Here is a 17,953-nt window from a genome sequence, read left to right as displayed (position 1 = left end):
CGAGGGCACGCATCCTCCCGCCGGTCCGTGCGGCGGCGAATGCGACCGGCGACGCGCCGGGTCGCCGCCGGCAGCTGCTAAAGTCGACCCCTCACTGGAGGAGGTCGACGTGAACGCGGTCGCAAGCGATACCAATCCGCAGCCCAGCGGCAATGGCGTGGCCGACAACGGCCTGCCCGGTGGCGGTCCGCCCGCCAACGAGATCGACGAGCGCATCGTCGATGCCCTGCTGGCGCGCGGCCGGCTCAAGGACCCCGACCTGGGCCGTGCGCGGCGCCTGCAGGAAGAAACCGGTGGCAGCCTGCTCGGCCTGCTGTCCCGGCTCGGCCTGGTGTCCGAGCGCGACCATGCCGAGACGGTCTCCGAAGTGCTCGGCCTGCCGCTGGTCAGCGTCAAGGACGCGCCCGAGTTGCCGCCCGAGGGCGTGCTGCTGACCAGCAAGTTCATGAAGCAGTTCCATGTCTGCGCCATCGCCGAGAGCGAAGCGGCGGTCGACGTGCTGATGGCCGATCCGCACGACACGTACACGTTGGATGCCCTGCGCCTGGCCACCGGTCGCGAGGTTCGCGCCAAGGTCGCGTTGCGTTCGGAAATCGACGACCTGATCGAACGCTGGCACGGCCAGGGCCGCAGCGCGATGGGCGCGATCGTCGAGACCGCCGAAGGCGAGGGCAGCGACCTGGACGATGTCGAGCACCTGCGCGACCTCGCCTCCGAGGCGCCGGTCATCCGACTGGTCAACCTGGTGATCCAGCGCGCGGTCGAACTGCGCGCCTCCGACATCCACATCGAGCCGTTCGAGAATCGCCTCAAGGTGCGCTACCGCGTCGACGGCGTGCTGGCCGAGGGTGAAAGCCCGCCGGCCAACCTCACCGCGGCGGTGATCAGCCGCATCAAGATCATGGCCAAGCTCAACATCGCCGAGCGACGCCTGCCGCAGGACGGCCGCATCATGTTGCGCGTGCAGGGCAAGGAGCTGGACCTGCGCGTGAGCACGGTGCCGACCGCGCACGGCGAGTCGGTGGTGATGCGCCTGCTCGATCGCGAGACGGTGGTGCTGAATTTCGAACGGCTGGGCTTCACCAATGAGTTCCTGCCGCAGTTCCAGAAGGTACTCGACCAGCCCCACGGCATCATGCTGGTCACCGGCCCCACCGGCTCGGGCAAGACCACCACGCTGTACACCGCGCTGAGCAAGCTCAACACCCCCGACGTGAAGATCATCACCGTCGAGGACCCGGTCGAATACCAGATCGAGGGCATCAACCAGATCCAGGCCAAGCCGCAGATCGGCCTGGATTTCGCGCACGCGCTGCGTTCGATCGTCCGCCAGGATCCGGACATCATCATGATCGGCGAAATGCGCGACCTGGAGACGTGCAAGATCGCCATCCAGTCCGCGCTGACCGGCCACCTCGTGCTCAGCACGCTGCACACCAACAACGCCGCCGGCGGCATCACGCGCCTGCTGGACATGGGCGTCGAGGACTACCTGCTGACCTCGACCATCAACGGCATCCTCGCCCAGCGACTGGTGCGTCGACTGGAACCGACGCATGCCGAGAAGTACCCGGCATCGCCCGAAGAGATCGAGAAGTTCGGCTTGCGCCGTTACCAGCCCGAAGGCGAGATCTGCCTGTACCGGCCGCGCGGTTCGGCGCTCGCGCCCTCCGGTTACCTGGGGCGCACCACCATCATGGAGTTCATGGTGATGAACGACGAACTGCGGCGTGCGGTCATGCGCCATGCCGGGATGGGCGAGCTGGAACAGATCGCCCGCGCGGCCGGCATGCGGACGATGTACGAGGATGGCATCGTCAAGGCAATGGCCGGACAGACCACGATCGAGGAAGTGCTGCGGGTGACCGAGGATGCGTAACGCCGCCGCACCGGGCGTGGGTTGCCGCCACGCTCCAGAACGGCCCGCTCGTGCGTCCGCGAGCGGTCATCCGCGCACGGCCCCGACAGCCCCGACGAACCGCAGCTGACCCATGCCCCTGTTCAACTACAAAGCGCTCAACGCGCGCGGCGAGACGCTGGACGGGCAGATGGAAGCCGGCAGCCAAGTCGAGGTCGTGCAGCGGCTCCAGGAGCAGGGCCACCTGCCGATCGAGGCGCGCCTGGCCAGCGAGGGCGGCGGAGCATCGGTCTGGAAGGACCTGTTCAAGGCCAAGCCGTTCGCCGGCGAGCGGCTGGTGCAGTTCACCCAGCAGCTGGCGACGCTGCTCGGCGCCGGCCAGCCACTCGACCGCGCCCTGACGATCCTGCTGGAGCTGCCCGAGGACGACGCCGCCAAGCGCACGCTCACCGACGTGCGTGATGCGGTGCGCGGCGGTACCTCGCTGTCGACCGCGCTGGAACGCCAGCACGGCACGTTCTCGCGGCTGTACATCAACATGGTGCGCGCGGGCGAAGCCGGCGGCAGCATGCAGGAAACCCTGGCGCGCCTGGCCGACTACCTCGAGCGATCGCGCGCACTGCAGGGGCGCGTCATCAATGCGCTGATCTACCCGGTGATCCTGCTGGTGATGGTCGGGCTCAGCCTGCTGTTCCTGCTGGGCTACGTGGTGCCGCAGTTCGCGGTGATGTACGAGAGCCTCGACGCGACGCTGCCCACGTTCACCCGCATCGTGCTCGGCGTCGGCCTGTTCGTGCGCGACTGGTGGATCCTGCTGCTGGCCGTGCCGGGCGCGGCGTTGTTGTGGTTCGACCGCAAGCGGCGCAACCCGGTGTTCCGCGAGGCGTTCGATGGCTGGCTGCTGCGCCGCCGCTTCGCCGGCAGCCTGGTCGCCAAGATCGAAACCGCCCGGCTCGCGCGCACGCTCGGCACGCTGGTGCGCAATGGCGTGCCGCTGATGGCCGCGCTGGGCATCGGGCGCAACGTGATGGGCAATCGCGTGCTGGCCGCCGACGTGGAGGCCGCCGCCACCGAGGTCAAGAACGGCGTGGCCCTGTCGACCGCACTGGGCAAGGGCAAGCGATTCCCGCGGCTGGCCCTGCAGATGATCCAGGTCGGCGAGGAATCCGGCGCGCTCGACGCGATGCTGGTCAAGACCGCGGAAACTTTCGAGCAGGAAACGAGTCTGGCATTGGACCGGATGCTGGCGGCGCTGGTGCCGGTGGTGACGGTGGTGCTGGCCGGGCTGGTGGGCGTGGTGGTGCTGGCGGTGCTGACACCGCTGTACGACCTCACCAACGCGATCGGCTGAACCGGCGCCGTGTTTGTCCAACCAGGCGTGTTCATCCTGCCGGCCTGAACGGCGGGTTGAATGCCGACCCGCCTGGGTGCCATGAATGCGGGAGCCTGCGCGACATTTGGGTGATCCCCCTGGCGGGGTCGCCAGAACCGAACCTGCCGGCCCTAGAATCGGGCCGGTCCCGACGTAGCCGGGATGCTTCCCGGCCCAATCCACGGATGAACCACATGCGCAATCTTCGTTCCATCGCCCGCTCCCCGTCGCCCGCCAACCAGCGCGGCATGAGCCTGATCGAGATCATCATCGTGATCGTGCTGATCGGCGCCGTGCTCGCCTTCGTCGGCAATCGCGTGATCGGCGGCAAGGACCGTGGCGACTACAACATCGCCAAGGCGCAGGTGCAGACGCTGGCCGGCAAGGTCGATTCGTTCCAGATGGACACCGGCCGCCTGCCGACCTCGCTCGACGAGCTGGTGACGCAGCCCGGCGACGTGACCGGCTGGCTGGGACCGTACGCGAAGGCGACCGAGATCAAGGACCCCTGGGGCCATCCGATCGAGTATCGCGCACCCGGTGAAGGCCGGCCGTACGACCTGGTGATGCTCGGCAAGGACGGCAAGACCGGTGGTTCCAGTACCGACGCCGACTTCCGCTACGAGTGATGCGCCCACGCGCGTCGGCGCCCGCCGATGCGTGAGAGGTGCTGCCGACGATGAAGCGAACGCAATCCGGTGTATCGCTGATGGAGATGCTGCTGGTGATCGCCTTGATCGCCGGCATCAGCGTGCTTGCGGCAGGCGCGCTCGGCGGCGGCTTCCGCGGAATGCAGTTGCGCTCGGCGGCCAAGGAGATCGCATCGCAACTGCGCTACACCCGCGCGCACGCGTTGGCTACCGGGCAATCGCAGCGTTTCATCATCGATCCCCAGGCGCACACCTGGGAAGCACCCAACGGGCGTCGCGGCGAGATTCCCGCGGCCTTGGGCGTGCGTTTCATCGGCGCGCGCGAGGCGCTGCCCGTACGAGGCCAGGGCGCGGTGATGTTCTTCAATGACGGTGCCGCGACCGGCGGCCGCATCGAGATCAACGCCGACAAGGCGACTTGGCGCATCGACATCGCCTGGCTGACCGGGCAGGTCAAGGTCGCGCCTGTGAGGACCGAGCCGTGAAGCCGTCCGCGCGCCGCGACAGCCGGGGCTACTCGCTGCTCGAGGTGATCGTCGCATTCGCACTGCTCGCTGCGGGCCTGACCCTGTTGCTGGGCACGCTGTCGGGCGGTGCACGCCAGGTGCGCTGGTCCGGCGACGCAGGTCGCGCGGCCCTGCATGCGCAATCGTTGATCGACCAGGTCGGACTGGAGGCCCCGCTGAAGGACGAGCAGCGCAGCGGCGAGTTCGAGGAAGGTCGCTATCGCTGGAACCTGGTGGTCAAGCCATGGCGCGATCCCTCGACGGCGGGTCAGCCACAGGCGCCTGGCGCCCGCCCGATCTTCGAGGTCGCACTCTCCGTGGAGTGGGGCGAGGGCGAGAGCAGTGGCCGGCGCCTGCAGATGCGCAGCCTGCGCTTGGGGCAGCCGGACGCCAACGCGGTGCTGACGCAATGAACGCCATGCCCGTCCTGCCGCGTCGCTCGCGCGGGTTCACGCTGATCGAAGTGCTGCTTGCCACCGCGCTGCTGGCCGCGGGCCTGGCGCTGGCATTCGGCACGCTGGGCGCTGCCACCAAGACCGTCCAGCGCGGCGAAGTCATGGCCCAGCGCAGCGAACGCATGCGCGCGGTGCAGGGCTTCCTGCGCCGGCGAATCGCGGCGGCGCGTCCGGTGGCGTTCGACACCGACACGGCCAGCCTGCTGCCGCAGCGGTTCATTGGTGACGGTGAGCGCATGCGCTTCGTCGCCGACCTGCCGGACTACCTCGGCCAGGGCGGGCCCTACCTGCATGACTTCAGCGTCGACGGTGGCGGCCAGAACGGCCGCATCCTGTTGACGTTGGGTCTGGTGCAGTCCGGCGAGACCATCGAAGACCGCGTGCCGCGGCCGCCCGAGGTGCTGGTCGAAGGGCTGGAGTCGGCGCGCTTCCGCTATCGCGCGCTGGATTCGGAAGGAAAGCTGGGCGCCTGGCAGGATCAATGGACGGCCGTCGAGCAGCTGCCGTTGCTGATCGAGGTCACGCTGCGCGACGCAGACGGCAGCCAGTGGCCGCCGCTGGTGGTGGCCCTGCCGATGGCCACGGCGACCGCGGGCGCGGCGTCCGCCAACGGAGAGATACTGTGATCGTCCGTCGGACCGCGACCGCGTCGCAGGGCATGCGCGGGGCCGCGCTGCTGCTGGTGCTGTGGCTGCTGGCGTTGCTGACCGCGCTGGTGGGCGGCTTTGCGCTGGCGGCACGCACCGAGGCGATGCAGTCGCAGGTGCTGGTGCGTGGACTGGTCGCGCAGAACGCCGCTCGCGCCGGCCTGGAGTACGCGCTGACCCGGGTCGATGCCGAAGACGCCCGTCGCCAGTGGCGCCCCGACGGCAGCGCCCGCACCTGGCGTTACGCCGATGCCGACGTGACGGTGAAGATCGTCGACGAGAACGGCAAGGTCGACATCAACCAGGCCGACCTGACCCTGTTGACCGAGCTGTTGCGCGTGCTGGGCAGCAGCCAGGCCGAGGCGGCCCGACTGGCCGCGGCCATCGTTGACTGGCGCGATCTGGACAGCCTCACCCAGGTTGCCGGCGGCGGCGAAGACGCCGACTACGCCAGCGCCGGGCGTCCGTACGGCGCCAAGGACGCCGAGTTCGAAGGCATCGCGGAACTCGAACAGGTGCTCGGATTCACACCCGCGCTGTATGCCAGTATCGAGCCGCACGTCACCGTCTACAGCGGCATGGCCCGGCCCGAACCGGCGTTTGCGTCGGCGCAGGTACTCGATGCGATGGGCATGGACGGTGCGGCCGTGGTCGCACAGCGTGGCAACATCGATCCGTTGACCGGGTTGCCACGACCCGGTGGGCCCGGCGGCGTGCCGCTCGTTGGCAGTCGAAGCGGAACGTATAGTATCGACAGCCGTGCTCGGCTCGCCGATGGGCGCGAGTCCGTGCTGCGGGGCGTCGTGCGCGTGGGCGGCAACGCAGTGCCTGGGATGGCATACACCGCATTGCGCTGGGAGGAGGGAGCTTCACCACGATGAATTCGGTTCAGGACCGCCTGTCGCAGGACGGGTTGCGGCGCCTCGGTGCTCGGCTGGCGCCGGGAACGGGCGGCTTCTTTTCATGGTGGGGGCGCTCGCTCGCGTCGTGGCTGTCGCCGCGCCAGCGTCGCGTGCTCGGTCTCGATCGCGGCCGCCTGCTGCTGCACGTCGATGGCGACACGTTGTCGCTGCGCCTGCAGCGCGGTGACGCGATCGAGGACGTTGCCGTCTTGCCGGCGCCGCAGACGGTCGACCATGTCGCGGCGGGCGCGCTGGGCGAACCCGTCCTCACCACTCCCGACCTGGCCGGCGCCGCGCTGACGCCCGATGGTGATCTCCTCGCCCGGGTGCTGAGCCCTGCCGCCGCGGCCTTGCCGCGCTGGCTGCTGCTGCCTGCCGCCAGCGGCCTGCGCCGCCGCATGCCGTTGCCGGCCGCCGCTGCCGAGCGACTGCGCGACGTGGTCGGATTCGAGATCGACCGGCAGACCCCCTTCACCGTCGATGCCGTGGCGTTCGATGCGCGAGTGCTGGGTCGCCGCGAGGGCGATGGCCAGCTCGACGTCGAGCTGGTCGCGGTGCCGCGCCGCGCGCTGGATGCCCAACTGGCGGCGCTCGGCCCGCTGGCCACAACGCTTGCCGGCGTGGACCTCGCCGCCACGGACGGTGCGCCGCTGCGGGTCAACCTGCTGCCGCTGGCCCAGCGACGTCACCACGCCGACCCCTGGCGCGGCTGGAACCTCGCGCTGGCTGCGGTGGCCCTGGTCGCCGTCGCTGCCACGCTGTGGCAACTGCTCGAGAACCGTCGCGCCGCCGCCACCGCGTTCGAGCAGCGCATCGCCAAACAGGCCGAACCCGCACGCCGTGCGGCCACCCAGCGCCAGGAACTGATCAGCCTCATCGAAGGTCAGGCCTTCCTCGACAAGGCCCGTGCCGGACGGCCGAGCGCGGTGGAGGTGGTCGACGAACTGGCACGCCGCCTGCCCGACGGAACCTACCTGGAAAAGCTGTCGATCGAGGACAACCGGCTGATGCTGATCGGCCTGAGCAACGAGGCCGCCGCCCTGATTGGCCGACTGCAGGGCAGCAAGCTGTGGCGATCGCCGGCCTTCGGTGGCGCGCTGCAACCCGACCCGGGCTCCGGACGCGATCGTTTCACCTTGACCGCCGAACTCGCCATCGCCACCACGGCCCCCGTGCAACCCAAGGCTGCCAATGGCAACGCTCCCGTTCGCTGATCGTGACCGCTGGCTGGCGCTGGGCCTGTTGCTGGCCGCGCTGGGCGTTGCCTACGCGCTGCTGGTGCACCCGTGGTGGAGCGTGCCGATGCTCGAGGTCAACGGGCGCATCGACACGCTGCGCGAACGCGAACTGCGGATCCGCTCGCAACTTGCGCAGGCACCGCAGGTCAACCAGCGTCTGGCGCAGGCGCGCACGCAGCTTGCCCAGCGGCCGGGTTTCCTGGCCGAAGCCAGCGCCGAACTGGCCACGGCAAGCCTGATCCAGCGGCTCGAAACCGCGGTGTCCGAGGCCAGCCCGGGCAACCGCAGCTGCGCGATCACCAACCGATCGCCGCTGGAGTCGACCACGCGCGAAACCTTCACCCGGGTGGTCGTGCAGGTGCGCCTGCGCTGCGGCAACCCGGAGCTGGCCAGCGTGCTGCACTCGCTCGAGAACGGCTCGCCGCGGCTGTTCGTCGGAAACCTCAACGTGCTCGCACAGCGCATGTATTTCGTGCCGGGAACCGGCGAGGACAACAACACCAACGATGCTGGCCTGGATGTGTCCTTCGACCTCTACGGCTACCTGCGGCCGGTCGCGGGGGTGACGCGTGCGCCTTGACGATGCCGGTCCGCGTACCTGGTTGCTGGCCGCGACTGCCGGCTGGGCCGTCCTCGCCTGGGCGCTCGCCCTGGCCGGCATGGGCGGGCGGATCCAGCCGCGTGAAATCGATGCCTCGCTTCAACCCGCGCTGCCACCGTTGCCGGCGGCCACCACCGGACGCATCGGCGGGCTGGACCAGTACAACGAGATCGCCGCGCGGCCGCTGTTCACCAGTGACCGCAAACCCAAGCCGTTCTTCGTGCAGGGCGAGGGCGAGCAACCCGAAAGCAACGATTTCGATTTCGTGCTGACCAGCGTGCTGATCACGCCCTCGCTGCGCATGGTGATCGTGCAATCGCCCGATGGCAGCCAGTCGCTGCGCATCAAACTGGGTGAGGCAGCCGAGCAGAAGCCGGCGTGGCGACTGGCCTCGCTGGAGCCCCGCAGCGCGGTATTCGAGGGCCCTGAAGGCCCGCGTACGCTCGATCTGCGCGTGTTCGACGGGCAGGGCGGTGCGGCGCCAACGGCAAGCAGCAGTGCTGGCGCGCAGCCAAAACCCGATTCGGCCAATGCGGCCGCGGCCGCCATGGCGTCGTCCGGGCAGGTGATCCAGCCCGAGGCCGTGCCGCCCAATCCCGACGCCGCGCTTCCCGCTCCGCCGCCGCCTCCACCGCCTGAGCCGGCCCAGCCGCCGACCGATCAGGCCCCCATGACCGACCAGGCGCAGATGGAAGCGATCCGTCAGCGCATCGAGGCGCGCCGCGAACAGCTGCGCCAGCAATCCACCAACTCCCAGCCGCCGGCCGAGAGCCCGTAGAGTGCAAGCAATGAACCCTCGCAACCCATCGGGCATCACTGCCTGGACTCCCGCTCCCTTTCGCACCGTCCTGGGACGCGGCGTACTGGCCGTCACCATCACCTCGCTGCTCGCCTCGTGCATGAGCGCGCCGGTTGCCGATGTCCGCCGCGCCGGCCAGGCGCCGCAGCCCTCGGTCCCCAGTGGGCAGGCAGGCGCGTCTGACGTGACCACCGCGCCGCTGGAGGCGTCCAAGGACGACGGCCTTCCCCGGCCGCAGATCCGCCGCGGCACCGGCCAGGTCATCAACCGCGAAGCGGCCAGCTCGTCGCCACCGAATCTCGCCGGCACCTCCGGCGATGCGAAGTTCAACTTTGAAGGCGAGTCACTGCACGGGGTGGTCAAGATCATCCTGGGCGACCTGCTCGGACAGAACTACGTGATCGCGCCGGGCGTACAAGGCACCGTCACGCTGGCCACGCCGAAGCCGGTCAGCCCGGCCAGCGCGATGAACCTGCTGGAGATGGTGCTGGGCTGGAACAACGCCCGCATGGTCTACAGCGGCGGCCGCTACAACATCGTGCCGGCCGATCAGGCGCTGGCGGGCAACGTCGCGCCACGCACCGGCTCGGCCTCGACCGCGCGCGGCTTCGAGGTACGCACCGTGCCATTGCGGTACGTCTCCGCGACGGAGATGGAAAAGATCCTCAAGCCCTATGCGCGTCAGAACGCGATCATCAACGTCGATGGCGCACGCAACACGCTCAGCATCGGCGGCAGCCAGGCCGAGCTCGAGAACTACCTGCGCACGATCGAGATCTTCGACGTCGACTGGTTGTCGGGCATGTCGGTCGGTGTGTTCCCGCTGCAGAGCGGGCGCGCCGGCCGCGTCGTGCAGGACCTCGAACGCGTGTTCGGCGAGTCCAGCAAGTCGCCCGTTGCGGGCATGTTCCGCTTCATGCCGATCGAATCGGCGAACGCGGTGCTGGTGATCACCCCGCAGGCGGATTACCTCGACGACATCCAGCAGTGGCTTGAGCGTATCGACGGCGCCGGCGACAGCATCCAGCTGTACACGCAGGAGCTCAAGTACATCAAGGCACGCGACCTGGCCCAACGGCTGTCCGAAGTGTTCGGCGGCGGTGGTGGCAGCAACGGCGGCAGTGGCGATCCCTCACTGATGCCGGGCACCAGCCCGGTCGATCTCAGCAGCGGTGCCGCCAACGGCAGCGGCGACAAGGACGGTGGCGCCGCGATGGGCAGCACCGATACCGGTAGTGGCACCAGCGGCAGCAATGGCGGCAGTCTGTCGCTCGGCTCCGGCCAGAGCGGCAGCGGCAGCGTCAGCTTCGAGGTCGAGGGGCGCAAGGTGGGCGTGTCGGCGGTCGACGAGACCAACTCGCTGCTGGTGCGCGCCAGCCCGCAGGCGTGGAAGTCGATCCAGGACGTGATCGAACGCCTGGACGTGATGCCGCTGCAGGTGCATATCGAGGCGCAGGTGGTCGAGGTCGCGCTGGGTGGCCAGCTTGAGTACGGCGTCAACTGGTTCTTCGAGCAGGCGGTCAACGCCCCGGTGGCCGGCGGTGGCGCGGGCTTGCCCAGCGGACTGGGACGCGACATCTGGGGCGATCTGCGCGGCAGCGTGCGCGACGTCAACGCGGACGGTGTCGGCGGCCTGGCCTGGACCTTCCTGGGGCGCAACGCAGCGGCGGTGATCACCGCACTGGACAAGGTCAGCGACGTGACCCTGCTGCAGACGCCGTCGGTGATGGTCCGCAACAACGCCGAGGCAACGCTCAACGTCGGCAGCCGGATTCCGATCACCACCACCTCGATCAACCCGGGAACCGGCAGCGACAACACGGTCAGCCAGGTCCAGTACCTGGACACCGGCGTGATCCTCAAGGTGCGCCCGCGCGTGACCCGCGATGGCACCGTGTTCCTGGACATCGTGCAGGAAGTCAGCTCGCCGCTGGCCAGGGCCAACAACGAGGTCAACGTCACCATCAACACCCGCAAGCTGAAGACCGAGACCGCGGTGCAGACCGGCGACACGGTGATGCTGGCCGGCCTGATCACCGACGAGGTGGGGCGTGGTTCCAGTGGTTTGCCCGGATTGAGCCGCATCCCGGTCATCGGTGGTCTCTTCGGCCGTCAGACCAGCAACAACCGGCGCACCGAGACGATCATCCTGATCACCCCGACCATCGTGCGCGACCCGCGCGAGGCTCGCACGCTCACGGACGAGTACGGTCGCCGCTTCCGGGCGATGCGACCGCTCACCCCGCAGAGCAAGTGACCCCGGCAGTCGCACGGCATGCGTGAACTGCCGGTCGTCGTCCTGCCGGTCGGCGTCGATGACGACGCCCTCGATGCCTGCCTGGCGGCGCTCGAAGCCGGCACGCCGACAGGCACGCGCGTGTGGCTGGCCGACGATGCCCAGGCCGGGCCGCGCGGCTACGCGATCATCGAGCGCTGGATGGCACGCACCGCCCTGAAGGCCGACTACACGCGGCGCCAGCGCGGTGTCGGCGAGGTCGCCCACCTCGACCAGGTGCTGGCGGCCTGCGGCGACGCCGACGTGGCCGTGCTGGCCGCCGATGCGGTGCCGCTGCCGGGCTGGCTGGAACACCTCGACGATTGCCTGCGCAGCGACGGCGCGATCGCCACCGCGACCACCTGGAGCAACGCCGGCGAGGCCGCCGCCTGGCCGCGTATCGGCGAGATCGACCCGTTGCCGTCCGAGCCCGAGCGCCTGGCCCGTGCGGCGGCGCGGATGCCGGCCGTGCATCCCGAACTTCCCGCCGCCATTGCCCACGCCGTGCTGCTGCGTGGCAGCGCGCGGCGGCGCCTTGGCGGCCTGGACGCGACCAGCTACGGCTCGTGGTGCGCGGCGCTGACCGATCTGTCGTTGCGCCTGGCCGGTATGGGGTGGCGCAATGTGTTGTGCGCAAACGCTTTCGTCGCGCGCCAAGGCGAGGGCAGGCCGTTCGATGGCGACATGGACGCGCTCTCCGCGCGCTGGCCGGACTGGCACGCGCGCATCGCCGGCTTCCTGATGGGCGACCCGCTGCGCGACCTGCGTCAGCAACTGGTGCGGCTATACGACGACATCGGTCCGGAGGAGGCGCAGCGTGACCTGTTCGCCTGATCCGCTGGGTGGCATCGCCGCGGTGGTGGTCAGCTACCGCAGCGCTGCGACCATCGACGACTGCCTGTCACGCCTGCGCGCCGCCGACGGCGTGGTGGCGATTCGCGTGGTCGACAACGCGTCCGACGATGGCACCCTGGACGTCGTGCAACGACACGCGCTCGCCGATCCGCGCGTGCACTTCGTCGCCAACCCCGACAATCCCGGGTTCGCGGTGGCCTGCAATCAGGGCGTTGCCGATCTTGCCGGTCGCGAAGTCACCGCCGACGGTGCTGCCCGCGACGGTGCCGACGCGGCCTGGATCGCGTTCGTGAATCCCGATTGCCTGGTCGAGCCTGGCACCCTGGCGCGCCTGCGCGAGCTGGCTTTCGGGCGAGGCCAGGCGCTGCTGGGTGCCGATCTGGTCGACGAGACGGGGCTGCGTGACGGCGCGGCACGGCGGCGCGATCCCGACTTCGGCGCGATGTTGTCCCACGCCCTGCGGGGTCGTGCGTTCACGCTGGAGATCGCGATCGACGAACAGCAGCCGCTGCAGCAGGTGTCGGCGGTGTCGGGCGCGTTGATGCTGATGCCGCGCGCGCTGTTCGAACGCATCGAGGGTTTCGACGAAGGCTACCGCCTGCATGCCGAGGACCTCGATCTGTGCCGGCGCGCGCATGCGGCCGGCGCGCTGGTCGCCGTCGCCAACGACGTGCGCGTGGTGCACGTGCGCGGTGTGTCGAGCCGTTCGCGTCCGCTGTTCGTGGAGTGGCACAAGCACCGCGGGCTGTGGCGCTATTTCGACAAGTTCGAAGCCGCCGGGCACGGCCGGTTGATGCGCGGCGCGGTGTTCGCCGCGATCTGGCTGCGCTTTCCGATTGCCGCGGCCCGCGCGTGGTGGCGGCGCGGCTGACGCTCCGGGCGCATCCGGCCCGTGCGGGTCACGAAAACCGCATCAGCGATTTGCGATCAACGATTCCGGGCCAACGATGCCGGATCAGCGATACCGGTTGATCTGGTCGCGTAGCGCCATCGCGGCCTGCGCCGCGGCCTGGGCGTAGTCGCTGCCGGACGAGGCATACAGCACGGCGCGAGAGCTGCTGACCACCAGGCCGGTGCCGTCGGCGGTCTTCGCGTTCTCGACCACCGCCTGCACGTCGCCGCCCTGCGCGCCCACACCCGGCACCAGGAACGGCACGTCGCCGACGATCGTGCGTATCTCGCGCAGCTGCTCCGGCCAGGTGGCACCGACCACCAGCATGCAGTTGCCGTGCGCGTTCCATTCGTTGGCGACCTTGGCCGCGACGTGCTGGTAGAGCGGCCGGTCGGCGACCAGCAGGTCCTGCAGGTCGCCCGCGCCGGCATTGGACGTGCGGCACAGGATCACCACGCCGCGGTCGGCGCGGTCGAGGAAGGGCTGCACCGAATCGCGGCCGAGGTAGGGGTTGGCGGTGACCGCGTCGGCACCGTAGCGATCGAAGGCTTCACTGGCGTAGTGCTGCGCGGTGCTGCCGATGTCGCCGCGCTTGCTGTCGAGGATCACCGGGATGCCCGGGTGCGCGGTATGGATGTGCGCGACCAGCCGCTCCAGCGCGTCTTCGGCGCGCAACGCCGCAAAGTGCGCGATCTGAGGCTTGAAGCTGCACACGTACGGCGCGGTCGCGTCGACGATGTCGCGGCAGAAGTGGAACACCGCATCGTCGTCGCCGGAGAACGCCGCCGGGAACTTGGCCGGCTCAGGGTCGAGGCCGACGCAGACCAGCGAATGGGAATCGGCCCAACGGGCGCGCAGTGCCTGCATGAAGCTCATCGACAATCCTCGCTGGATTCCGTCATCAATCGTGCTGTTGCCGCGACGACGACGCCCGCGAACGGGCGTCGTGCCGGTCCATCGTGTTGCTTACTTCAGAGCCTTGAAGCGCAAGCGGTGCGGCTGCGCGCCTTCCGCGCCGAGGCGACGCTTCTTGTCGTCCTCGTACTCGCGGTAGTTGCCCTGGAAGTACTCGACGTGCGAGTCGCCCTCGAACGCGAGGATGTGTGTGGCGATGCGGTCCAGGAACCAGCGGTCATGGCTGATCACCACCGCACAGCCCGGGAACTCCAGCAGCGCGTCTTCGAGCGCACGCAGGGTTTCCACGTCCAGGTCGTTGGACGGTTCGTCCAGCAGCAGCACGTTGCCGCCCTGCAGCAGGGTCTTGGCCAGGTGCAGGCGACCGCGTTCACCGCCCGACAGCGCCCCGACCAGCTTCTGCTGGTCCTGGCCCTTGAAGTTGAAGCGGCCGATGTAGGCGCGCGACTGGATCTCCACGCCGTTGATGTTGAGGATGTCGGCGCCGCCGGACACTTCCTGGAACACGTTGTGGTTGCCGGTCAGCGCATCGCGGCTCTGGTCGACGTAGGCGATCTTGGTGCTCGGGCCCTTGCTGATCTCGCCCTTGTCCGGCACTTCCTGGCCCGTGATCATCTTGAACAGGGTCGACTTGCCGGCGCCGTTGGGGCCGATGATGCCGACGATCGCGCCCGGCGGAATGATGAAGCTCAGGTCGTCGATCAGCAGGCGGTCGCCAAAGCTCTTGGAGACATTCTTGAACTCGATCACCGACGAGCCCAGGCGCTCGCCCGGCGGGATGAAGATCTCGTTGGTCTCGTTGCGGCGCTGGTACTCGACCGAGTTCAGCTCCTCGAAGCGGGCCAGTCGTGCCTTGCCCTTGCTGCGGCCGCCCTTGGCGTTGCTGCGCACCCACTCGAGTTCCTTGGCGAGCGCCTTCTGGCGCGCCTTCTCGGTGTTCTCTTCCTGCTTCAGGCGCTCGGACTTCTGCTCGAGCCACGCGGTGTAGTTGCCCTTCCACGGAATGCCGCGGCCGCGGTCGAGTTCGAGGATCCACTCGGCCGCGTTCTCGAGGAAGTAGCGATCGTGGGTGACCGCCACCACGGTGCCGGTGTAGCGCGAGAGGAACTGCTCCAGCCACTCCACCGACTCGGCGTCGAGGTGGTTGGTCGGTTCGTCCAGCAGCAGCATGTCGGGCTTCTGCAGCAGCAGCTGGCACAGCGCGACGCGGCGCTTCTCGCCACCCGACAGCTTGCCGATCACGGCCTCCCACGGCGGAAGGCGTAGCGCATCGGCGGCCACTTCCAGCTGGTGCTCCAGGGTGTGCGCGTCGCCGCTGGCGAGGATCCCTTCCAGGCGCTGCTGCTCGGCGGCAAGCTTGTCGAAGTCGGCGTTCTCGTCGGCATAGGCCTCGTAGATCTTGTCGAGCGCGGCCTGCGCGCTCAGCACGTCGCCCACGCCCACTTCCACCGCCTGGCGCACGGTGTGCTCGGGATCGAGCTGCGGTTCCTGGGCGAGATAGCCGACCTTGATGCCCGTGGCCGGGCGTGCCTCGCCGGTGAAGTCGGTGTCGACGCCGGCCATGATCTTCAACACGGTGGACTTGCCCGCGCCGTTCAGGCCGAGCAGGCCGATCTTGGCGCCCGGGAAGAACGACAGCGAGATGTCCTTGATGATCTGGCGCTTGGGCGGAACGGTCTTGCTGACACCGTTCATGGTGTAGATGTATTGCGACATGGGGGCTCCGCAGGCAGGCGACGGCAACCTGCGCGAGGCAGGGCCAGGGTCGGGATGGAATCCGGATAGCCGCGAATTATAGGGCCACCGGCCCGCCCCGGGGCCGGCCCCCGCTGGGACGGGCGTTCAGGCGCGGTGGGCGAGAGGGCGCAGGAGTACCGGCCAGGCAGGCGCTCGGCACGCCCGGCGACGCGTTCCCGGCGCGGGCAGATGACCGGCGGTCAAAGCCGCTAAACTCCGGCCCCTTCCCCACGCTCCCGGAGTACCTGGCGATGTTTGCTCGTGATGCCCGTATCGAAGCCTTTGATCCCGAACTGGCCAAGGCCATCGCCGACGAAAACCGGCGCCAGGAAGAGCACGTCGAGCTGATCGCGTCGGAAAACTACGCCAGCCCGATGGTGATGGAAGCCCAGGGCAGCCAGCTCACCAACAAGTACGCCGAGGGCTATCCGGGCAAGCGCTATTACGGCGGTTGCGAGTACGTCGACGTGGCCGAGACGCTGGCGATCGACCGCCTCAAGCAACTGTTCGGCGCCGACTACGCCAACGTGCAGCCGCACTCGGGCTCGCAGGCCAACCAGGCCGTGTACTTCGCCCTGCTCAACCCGGGCGACACCATCCTGGGCATGAGCCTGGCGCACGGCGGCCACCTCACCCACGGCGCCAAGGTCAACATCTCCGGCAAGCTGCTCAATGCCATCCAGTACGGTGTCAACGACCAGGGCCTGATCGACTACGACGAAGTCGAGAAGCTCGCCTTGGAGCACAAGCCCAAGATGGTCGTCGCCGGCTTCAGCGCCTACTCGCAGAAGATCGACTGGGCGCGCTTCCGCGCGATCGCCGACAAGGTGGGTGCGTTCCTGTTCGTCGACATGGCGCACGTCGCCGGCCTGGTCGCCGCGGGCGTCTATCCCAACCCGCTGCCGCACGCGCACGTGGTCACCTCGACCACCCACAAGACCCTGCGCGGTCCGCGCGGCGGCATCATCGTGGCCAAGGACCCGTCCGATGACCTGGTCAAGAAGCTGCAGAGCATCGTGTTTCCGGGCATCCAGGGCGGCCCGCTGATGCACGTGATCGCGGCCAAGGCGGTGGCGTTCAAGGAAGCACTGGATCCGGCGTTCACCACGTACCAGCAGCAGGTCGTCAAGAACGCGCAGGCCATGGCGCAGGTGATCATATCGCGCGGCTACAAGATCGTTTCCGGCGGTACCGAAAACCACCTCATGCTGGTCGACATGATCGGCAAGGGAATCACCGGCAAGGACGCGGAAGCCGCGCTTGGCCGCGCCCACATCACGGTCAACAAGAATGCGGTGCCCAACGATCCGCAGAAGCCGTTCGTGACCTCCGGCCTGCGCATCGGCACCCCGGCGGTGACCACGCGCGGGTACAAGGAGGCCGAATGCGTCGCGCTGGCCAACTGGATGTGCGACGTGCTCGACAACCCCACCGACGAGAACGTCATCAGCGGCGTGCGCGAGAACGTCAGCCAGCAGTGCAGGCAGTTCCCGGTCTACGGTTGACGACCCGATGCGGGCCGCGCGATGTGGCGGCCCGTTCCAGCTCGGTGCCGCATGCCGGCGCCGAGGTGATCGATACGGATCGTTGAACGCCTGCGGGAGCGACCTGCAGGCGATCGGGCGCCCGGCGGTTGCAATGCTCGCGGTTGCAGGGTCACAGCTTCGGCGGAAGGACATGGACGCAGACATCCAAGCAAGGCGTTGCACCCCGGGCGATGAGGACGCGCTGTCGCTCATCGGGCAGGCGACATTCCTGGAAACTTTCGCGGGCCTGCTCGGCGGGCGGGACATCGTGTCCCATTGCGCCAGCGCGCACTCCGTCCCGACCTATCGCACCTGGCTGACCGCGCCGGACCATGCGTTGTGGCTGGCCGAGACATCGCCGGGCAACGCGCCGGTCGGCTACGCGGTGGTGGCGCCTTCGCAGCTGCCGCTCCCGGATGCCGCAAGCGACGACCTCGAACTCAAGCGGATCTACCTGCTGGGAAAATTCCACGGCGGCGGCATCGGCAAGCGGTTGCTGCGCGAGGGCATCGCCCACGCACGTTCGGTGGGGGCCAGGCGCCTGCTGCTTGGCGTCTACGCGCACAATGCGGCGGCAATCGGGTTCTACCAGCACGTGGGATTCCGCACGCTGGGTGCCCGAAAGTTCAATGTCGGCGGCCGGGACTACGATGACCACATCCTGGGAATGCCGCTTGCGGATTGACCCGGCATGGGTAGCACCATGACAGCGCCGGCCTCGACCC

General features: G+C 68.9%; 17 protein-coding genes. 15 read left to right on the top strand and 2 right to left on the bottom strand.

Features of this window, described 5'->3' with window-relative positions; all coding sequences use genetic code 11:
* The first annotated feature begins 172 nt into the window (after positions 1-172).
* The 13 genes from gspE (at position 173) to EER27_RS07970 (ending at position 13,029) form a co-directional block, all read left to right on the top strand.
* On the top strand, positions 173-1,879 hold the full coding sequence (gene gspE, locus EER27_RS08030) for a type II secretion system ATPase GspE (RefSeq protein WP_123087796.1): 1,707 nt from the start codon (positions 173-175) through the stop codon (positions 1,877-1,879).
* Between the two features lie 112 nt (positions 1,880-1,991).
* Positions 1,992-3,209, top strand: coding sequence for a type II secretion system protein XpsF (gene xpsF / locus EER27_RS08025; RefSeq protein WP_123087510.1), 1,218 nt, complete (start codon positions 1,992-1,994; stop codon positions 3,207-3,209).
* 215 nt (positions 3,210-3,424) lie between these two features.
* Positions 3,425-3,859, top strand: coding sequence for a type II secretion system major pseudopilin GspG (gspG, locus tag EER27_RS08020; protein ID WP_123087795.1), 435 nt, complete (start codon positions 3,425-3,427; stop codon positions 3,857-3,859).
* Between the two features lie 50 nt (positions 3,860-3,909).
* Positions 3,910-4,365, top strand: a complete 456-nt coding sequence (gene xpsH / locus EER27_RS08015) for a type II secretion system protein XpsH (RefSeq protein WP_123087509.1) — start codon at positions 3,910-3,912, stop codon at positions 4,363-4,365.
* A complete protein-coding gene (gene xpsI, locus EER27_RS08010) occupies positions 4,362-4,799 on the top strand; it encodes a type II secretion system protein XpsI (RefSeq protein ID WP_123087508.1) in 438 nt (145 codons plus the stop codon). The genes xpsH and xpsI overlap by 4 nt, the downstream gene beginning before the upstream one ends.
* A complete protein-coding gene (locus tag EER27_RS08005) occupies positions 4,796-5,467 on the top strand; it encodes a prepilin-type N-terminal cleavage/methylation domain-containing protein (RefSeq protein ID WP_123087507.1) in 672 nt (223 codons plus the stop codon). Before xpsI ends, EER27_RS08005 begins: the two co-directional genes overlap by 4 nt.
* A gap of 32 nt (positions 5,468-5,499) precedes the next feature.
* On the top strand, positions 5,500-6,369 hold the full coding sequence (locus EER27_RS08000) for a type II secretion system minor pseudopilin (protein WP_123087794.1): 870 nt from the start codon (positions 5,500-5,502) through the stop codon (positions 6,367-6,369).
* A complete protein-coding gene (locus EER27_RS07995) occupies positions 6,366-7,604 on the top strand; it encodes a PilN domain-containing protein (protein WP_123087506.1) in 1,239 nt (412 codons plus the stop codon). The genes EER27_RS08000 and EER27_RS07995 overlap by 4 nt, the downstream gene beginning before the upstream one ends.
* A complete protein-coding gene (gspM, locus tag EER27_RS07990) occupies positions 7,582-8,208 on the top strand; it encodes a type II secretion system protein GspM (protein ID WP_123087505.1) in 627 nt (208 codons plus the stop codon). The genes EER27_RS07995 and gspM overlap by 23 nt, the downstream gene beginning before the upstream one ends.
* Positions 8,198-9,007 (top strand): general secretion pathway protein GspN, encoded by an 810-nt coding sequence (locus tag EER27_RS07985; protein ID WP_123087504.1) that lies wholly within the window; start codon positions 8,198-8,200, stop codon positions 9,005-9,007. Before gspM ends, EER27_RS07985 begins: the two co-directional genes overlap by 11 nt.
* Before the next feature lie 121 nt (positions 9,008-9,128).
* Positions 9,129-11,285 carry a type II secretion system secretin GspD gene (gspD, locus tag EER27_RS07980; RefSeq protein ID WP_223807246.1) on the top strand — a complete coding sequence of 719 codons (2,157 nt, stop codon included), beginning with the start codon at positions 9,129-9,131 and terminating at the stop codon, positions 11,283-11,285.
* A gap of 18 nt (positions 11,286-11,303) precedes the next feature.
* Entirely contained in the window at positions 11,304-12,137 is an 834-nt protein-coding gene (locus tag EER27_RS07975) for a glycosyltransferase (protein WP_123087502.1), read from the top strand.
* Positions 12,121-13,029 carry a glycosyltransferase family 2 protein gene (locus EER27_RS07970; protein ID WP_123087501.1) on the top strand — a complete coding sequence of 303 codons (909 nt, stop codon included), beginning with the start codon at positions 12,121-12,123 and terminating at the stop codon, positions 13,027-13,029. The genes EER27_RS07975 and EER27_RS07970 overlap by 17 nt, the downstream gene beginning before the upstream one ends.
* An 84-nt stretch (positions 13,030-13,113) precedes the next feature.
* Here EER27_RS07970 and pyrF read toward each other — a convergent pair whose 3' ends face one another.
* Both pyrF and ettA read right to left on the bottom strand, forming a co-directional pair.
* On the bottom strand, positions 13,114-13,926 hold the full coding sequence (gene pyrF / locus EER27_RS07965; protein WP_123087500.1) for an orotidine-5'-phosphate decarboxylase: 813 nt from the start codon (positions 13,924-13,926) through the stop codon (positions 13,114-13,116).
* A gap of 90 nt (positions 13,927-14,016) precedes the next feature.
* Positions 14,017-15,681: an energy-dependent translational throttle protein EttA gene (gene ettA / locus EER27_RS07960; protein WP_123087499.1), complete on the bottom strand. Its 1,665-nt coding sequence runs from the start codon at positions 15,679-15,681 to the stop codon at positions 14,017-14,019.
* Between the two features lie 272 nt (positions 15,682-15,953).
* On the opposite strand from ettA, the gene glyA reads away from it, so the two are divergent.
* Positions 15,954-17,207 (top strand): serine hydroxymethyltransferase, encoded by a 1,254-nt coding sequence (gene glyA / locus EER27_RS07955; RefSeq protein ID WP_123087498.1) that lies wholly within the window; start codon positions 15,954-15,956, stop codon positions 17,205-17,207.
* 172 nt (positions 17,208-17,379) lie between these two features.
* A complete protein-coding gene (locus EER27_RS07950) occupies positions 17,380-17,913 on the top strand; it encodes a GNAT family N-acetyltransferase (RefSeq protein WP_123087497.1) in 534 nt (177 codons plus the stop codon).
* The last annotated feature ends 40 nt before the right edge of the window (positions 17,914-17,953 follow it).

The organism is Montanilutibacter psychrotolerans (assembly GCF_003719825.1).
GTDB lineage: Bacteria > Pseudomonadota > Gammaproteobacteria > Xanthomonadales > Xanthomonadaceae > Montanilutibacter > Montanilutibacter psychrotolerans.
The sequence above is the reverse complement of the archived record's forward strand: the minus strand, read 5'-3'. Positions and strand labels throughout refer to the sequence as shown.

Coding starts and splice junctions, on each gene's coding strand:
- gspM (WP_123087505.1), top strand. CDS start 7,582: ATGGCAACGCTCCCGTTCGCTGATCGTGACCGCTGGCTGGCGCTGGGC.
- EER27_RS07950 (WP_123087497.1), top strand. CDS start 17,380: ATGGACGCAGACATCCAAGCAAGGCGTTGCACCCCGGGCGATGAGGAC.
- xpsH (WP_123087509.1), top strand. CDS start 3,910: ATGAAGCGAACGCAATCCGGTGTATCGCTGATGGAGATGCTGCTGGTG.
- gspG (WP_123087795.1), top strand. CDS start 3,425: ATGCGCAATCTTCGTTCCATCGCCCGCTCCCCGTCGCCCGCCAACCAG.
- ettA (WP_123087499.1), bottom strand. CDS start 15,681: ATGTCGCAATACATCTACACCATGAACGGTGTCAGCAAGACCGTTCCG.
- gspD (WP_223807246.1), top strand. CDS start 9,129: ATGAGCGCGCCGGTTGCCGATGTCCGCCGCGCCGGCCAGGCGCCGCAG.
- xpsF (WP_123087510.1), top strand. CDS start 1,992: ATGCCCCTGTTCAACTACAAAGCGCTCAACGCGCGCGGCGAGACGCTG.
- EER27_RS08005 (WP_123087507.1), top strand. CDS start 4,796: ATGAACGCCATGCCCGTCCTGCCGCGTCGCTCGCGCGGGTTCACGCTG.
- EER27_RS08000 (WP_123087794.1), top strand. CDS start 5,500: ATGCGCGGGGCCGCGCTGCTGCTGGTGCTGTGGCTGCTGGCGTTGCTG.
- EER27_RS07975 (WP_123087502.1), top strand. CDS start 11,304: ATGCGTGAACTGCCGGTCGTCGTCCTGCCGGTCGGCGTCGATGACGAC.
- glyA (WP_123087498.1), top strand. CDS start 15,954: ATGTTTGCTCGTGATGCCCGTATCGAAGCCTTTGATCCCGAACTGGCC.
- pyrF (WP_123087500.1), bottom strand. CDS start 13,926: ATGAGCTTCATGCAGGCACTGCGCGCCCGTTGGGCCGATTCCCATTCG.
- EER27_RS07995 (WP_123087506.1), top strand. CDS start 6,366: ATGAATTCGGTTCAGGACCGCCTGTCGCAGGACGGGTTGCGGCGCCTC.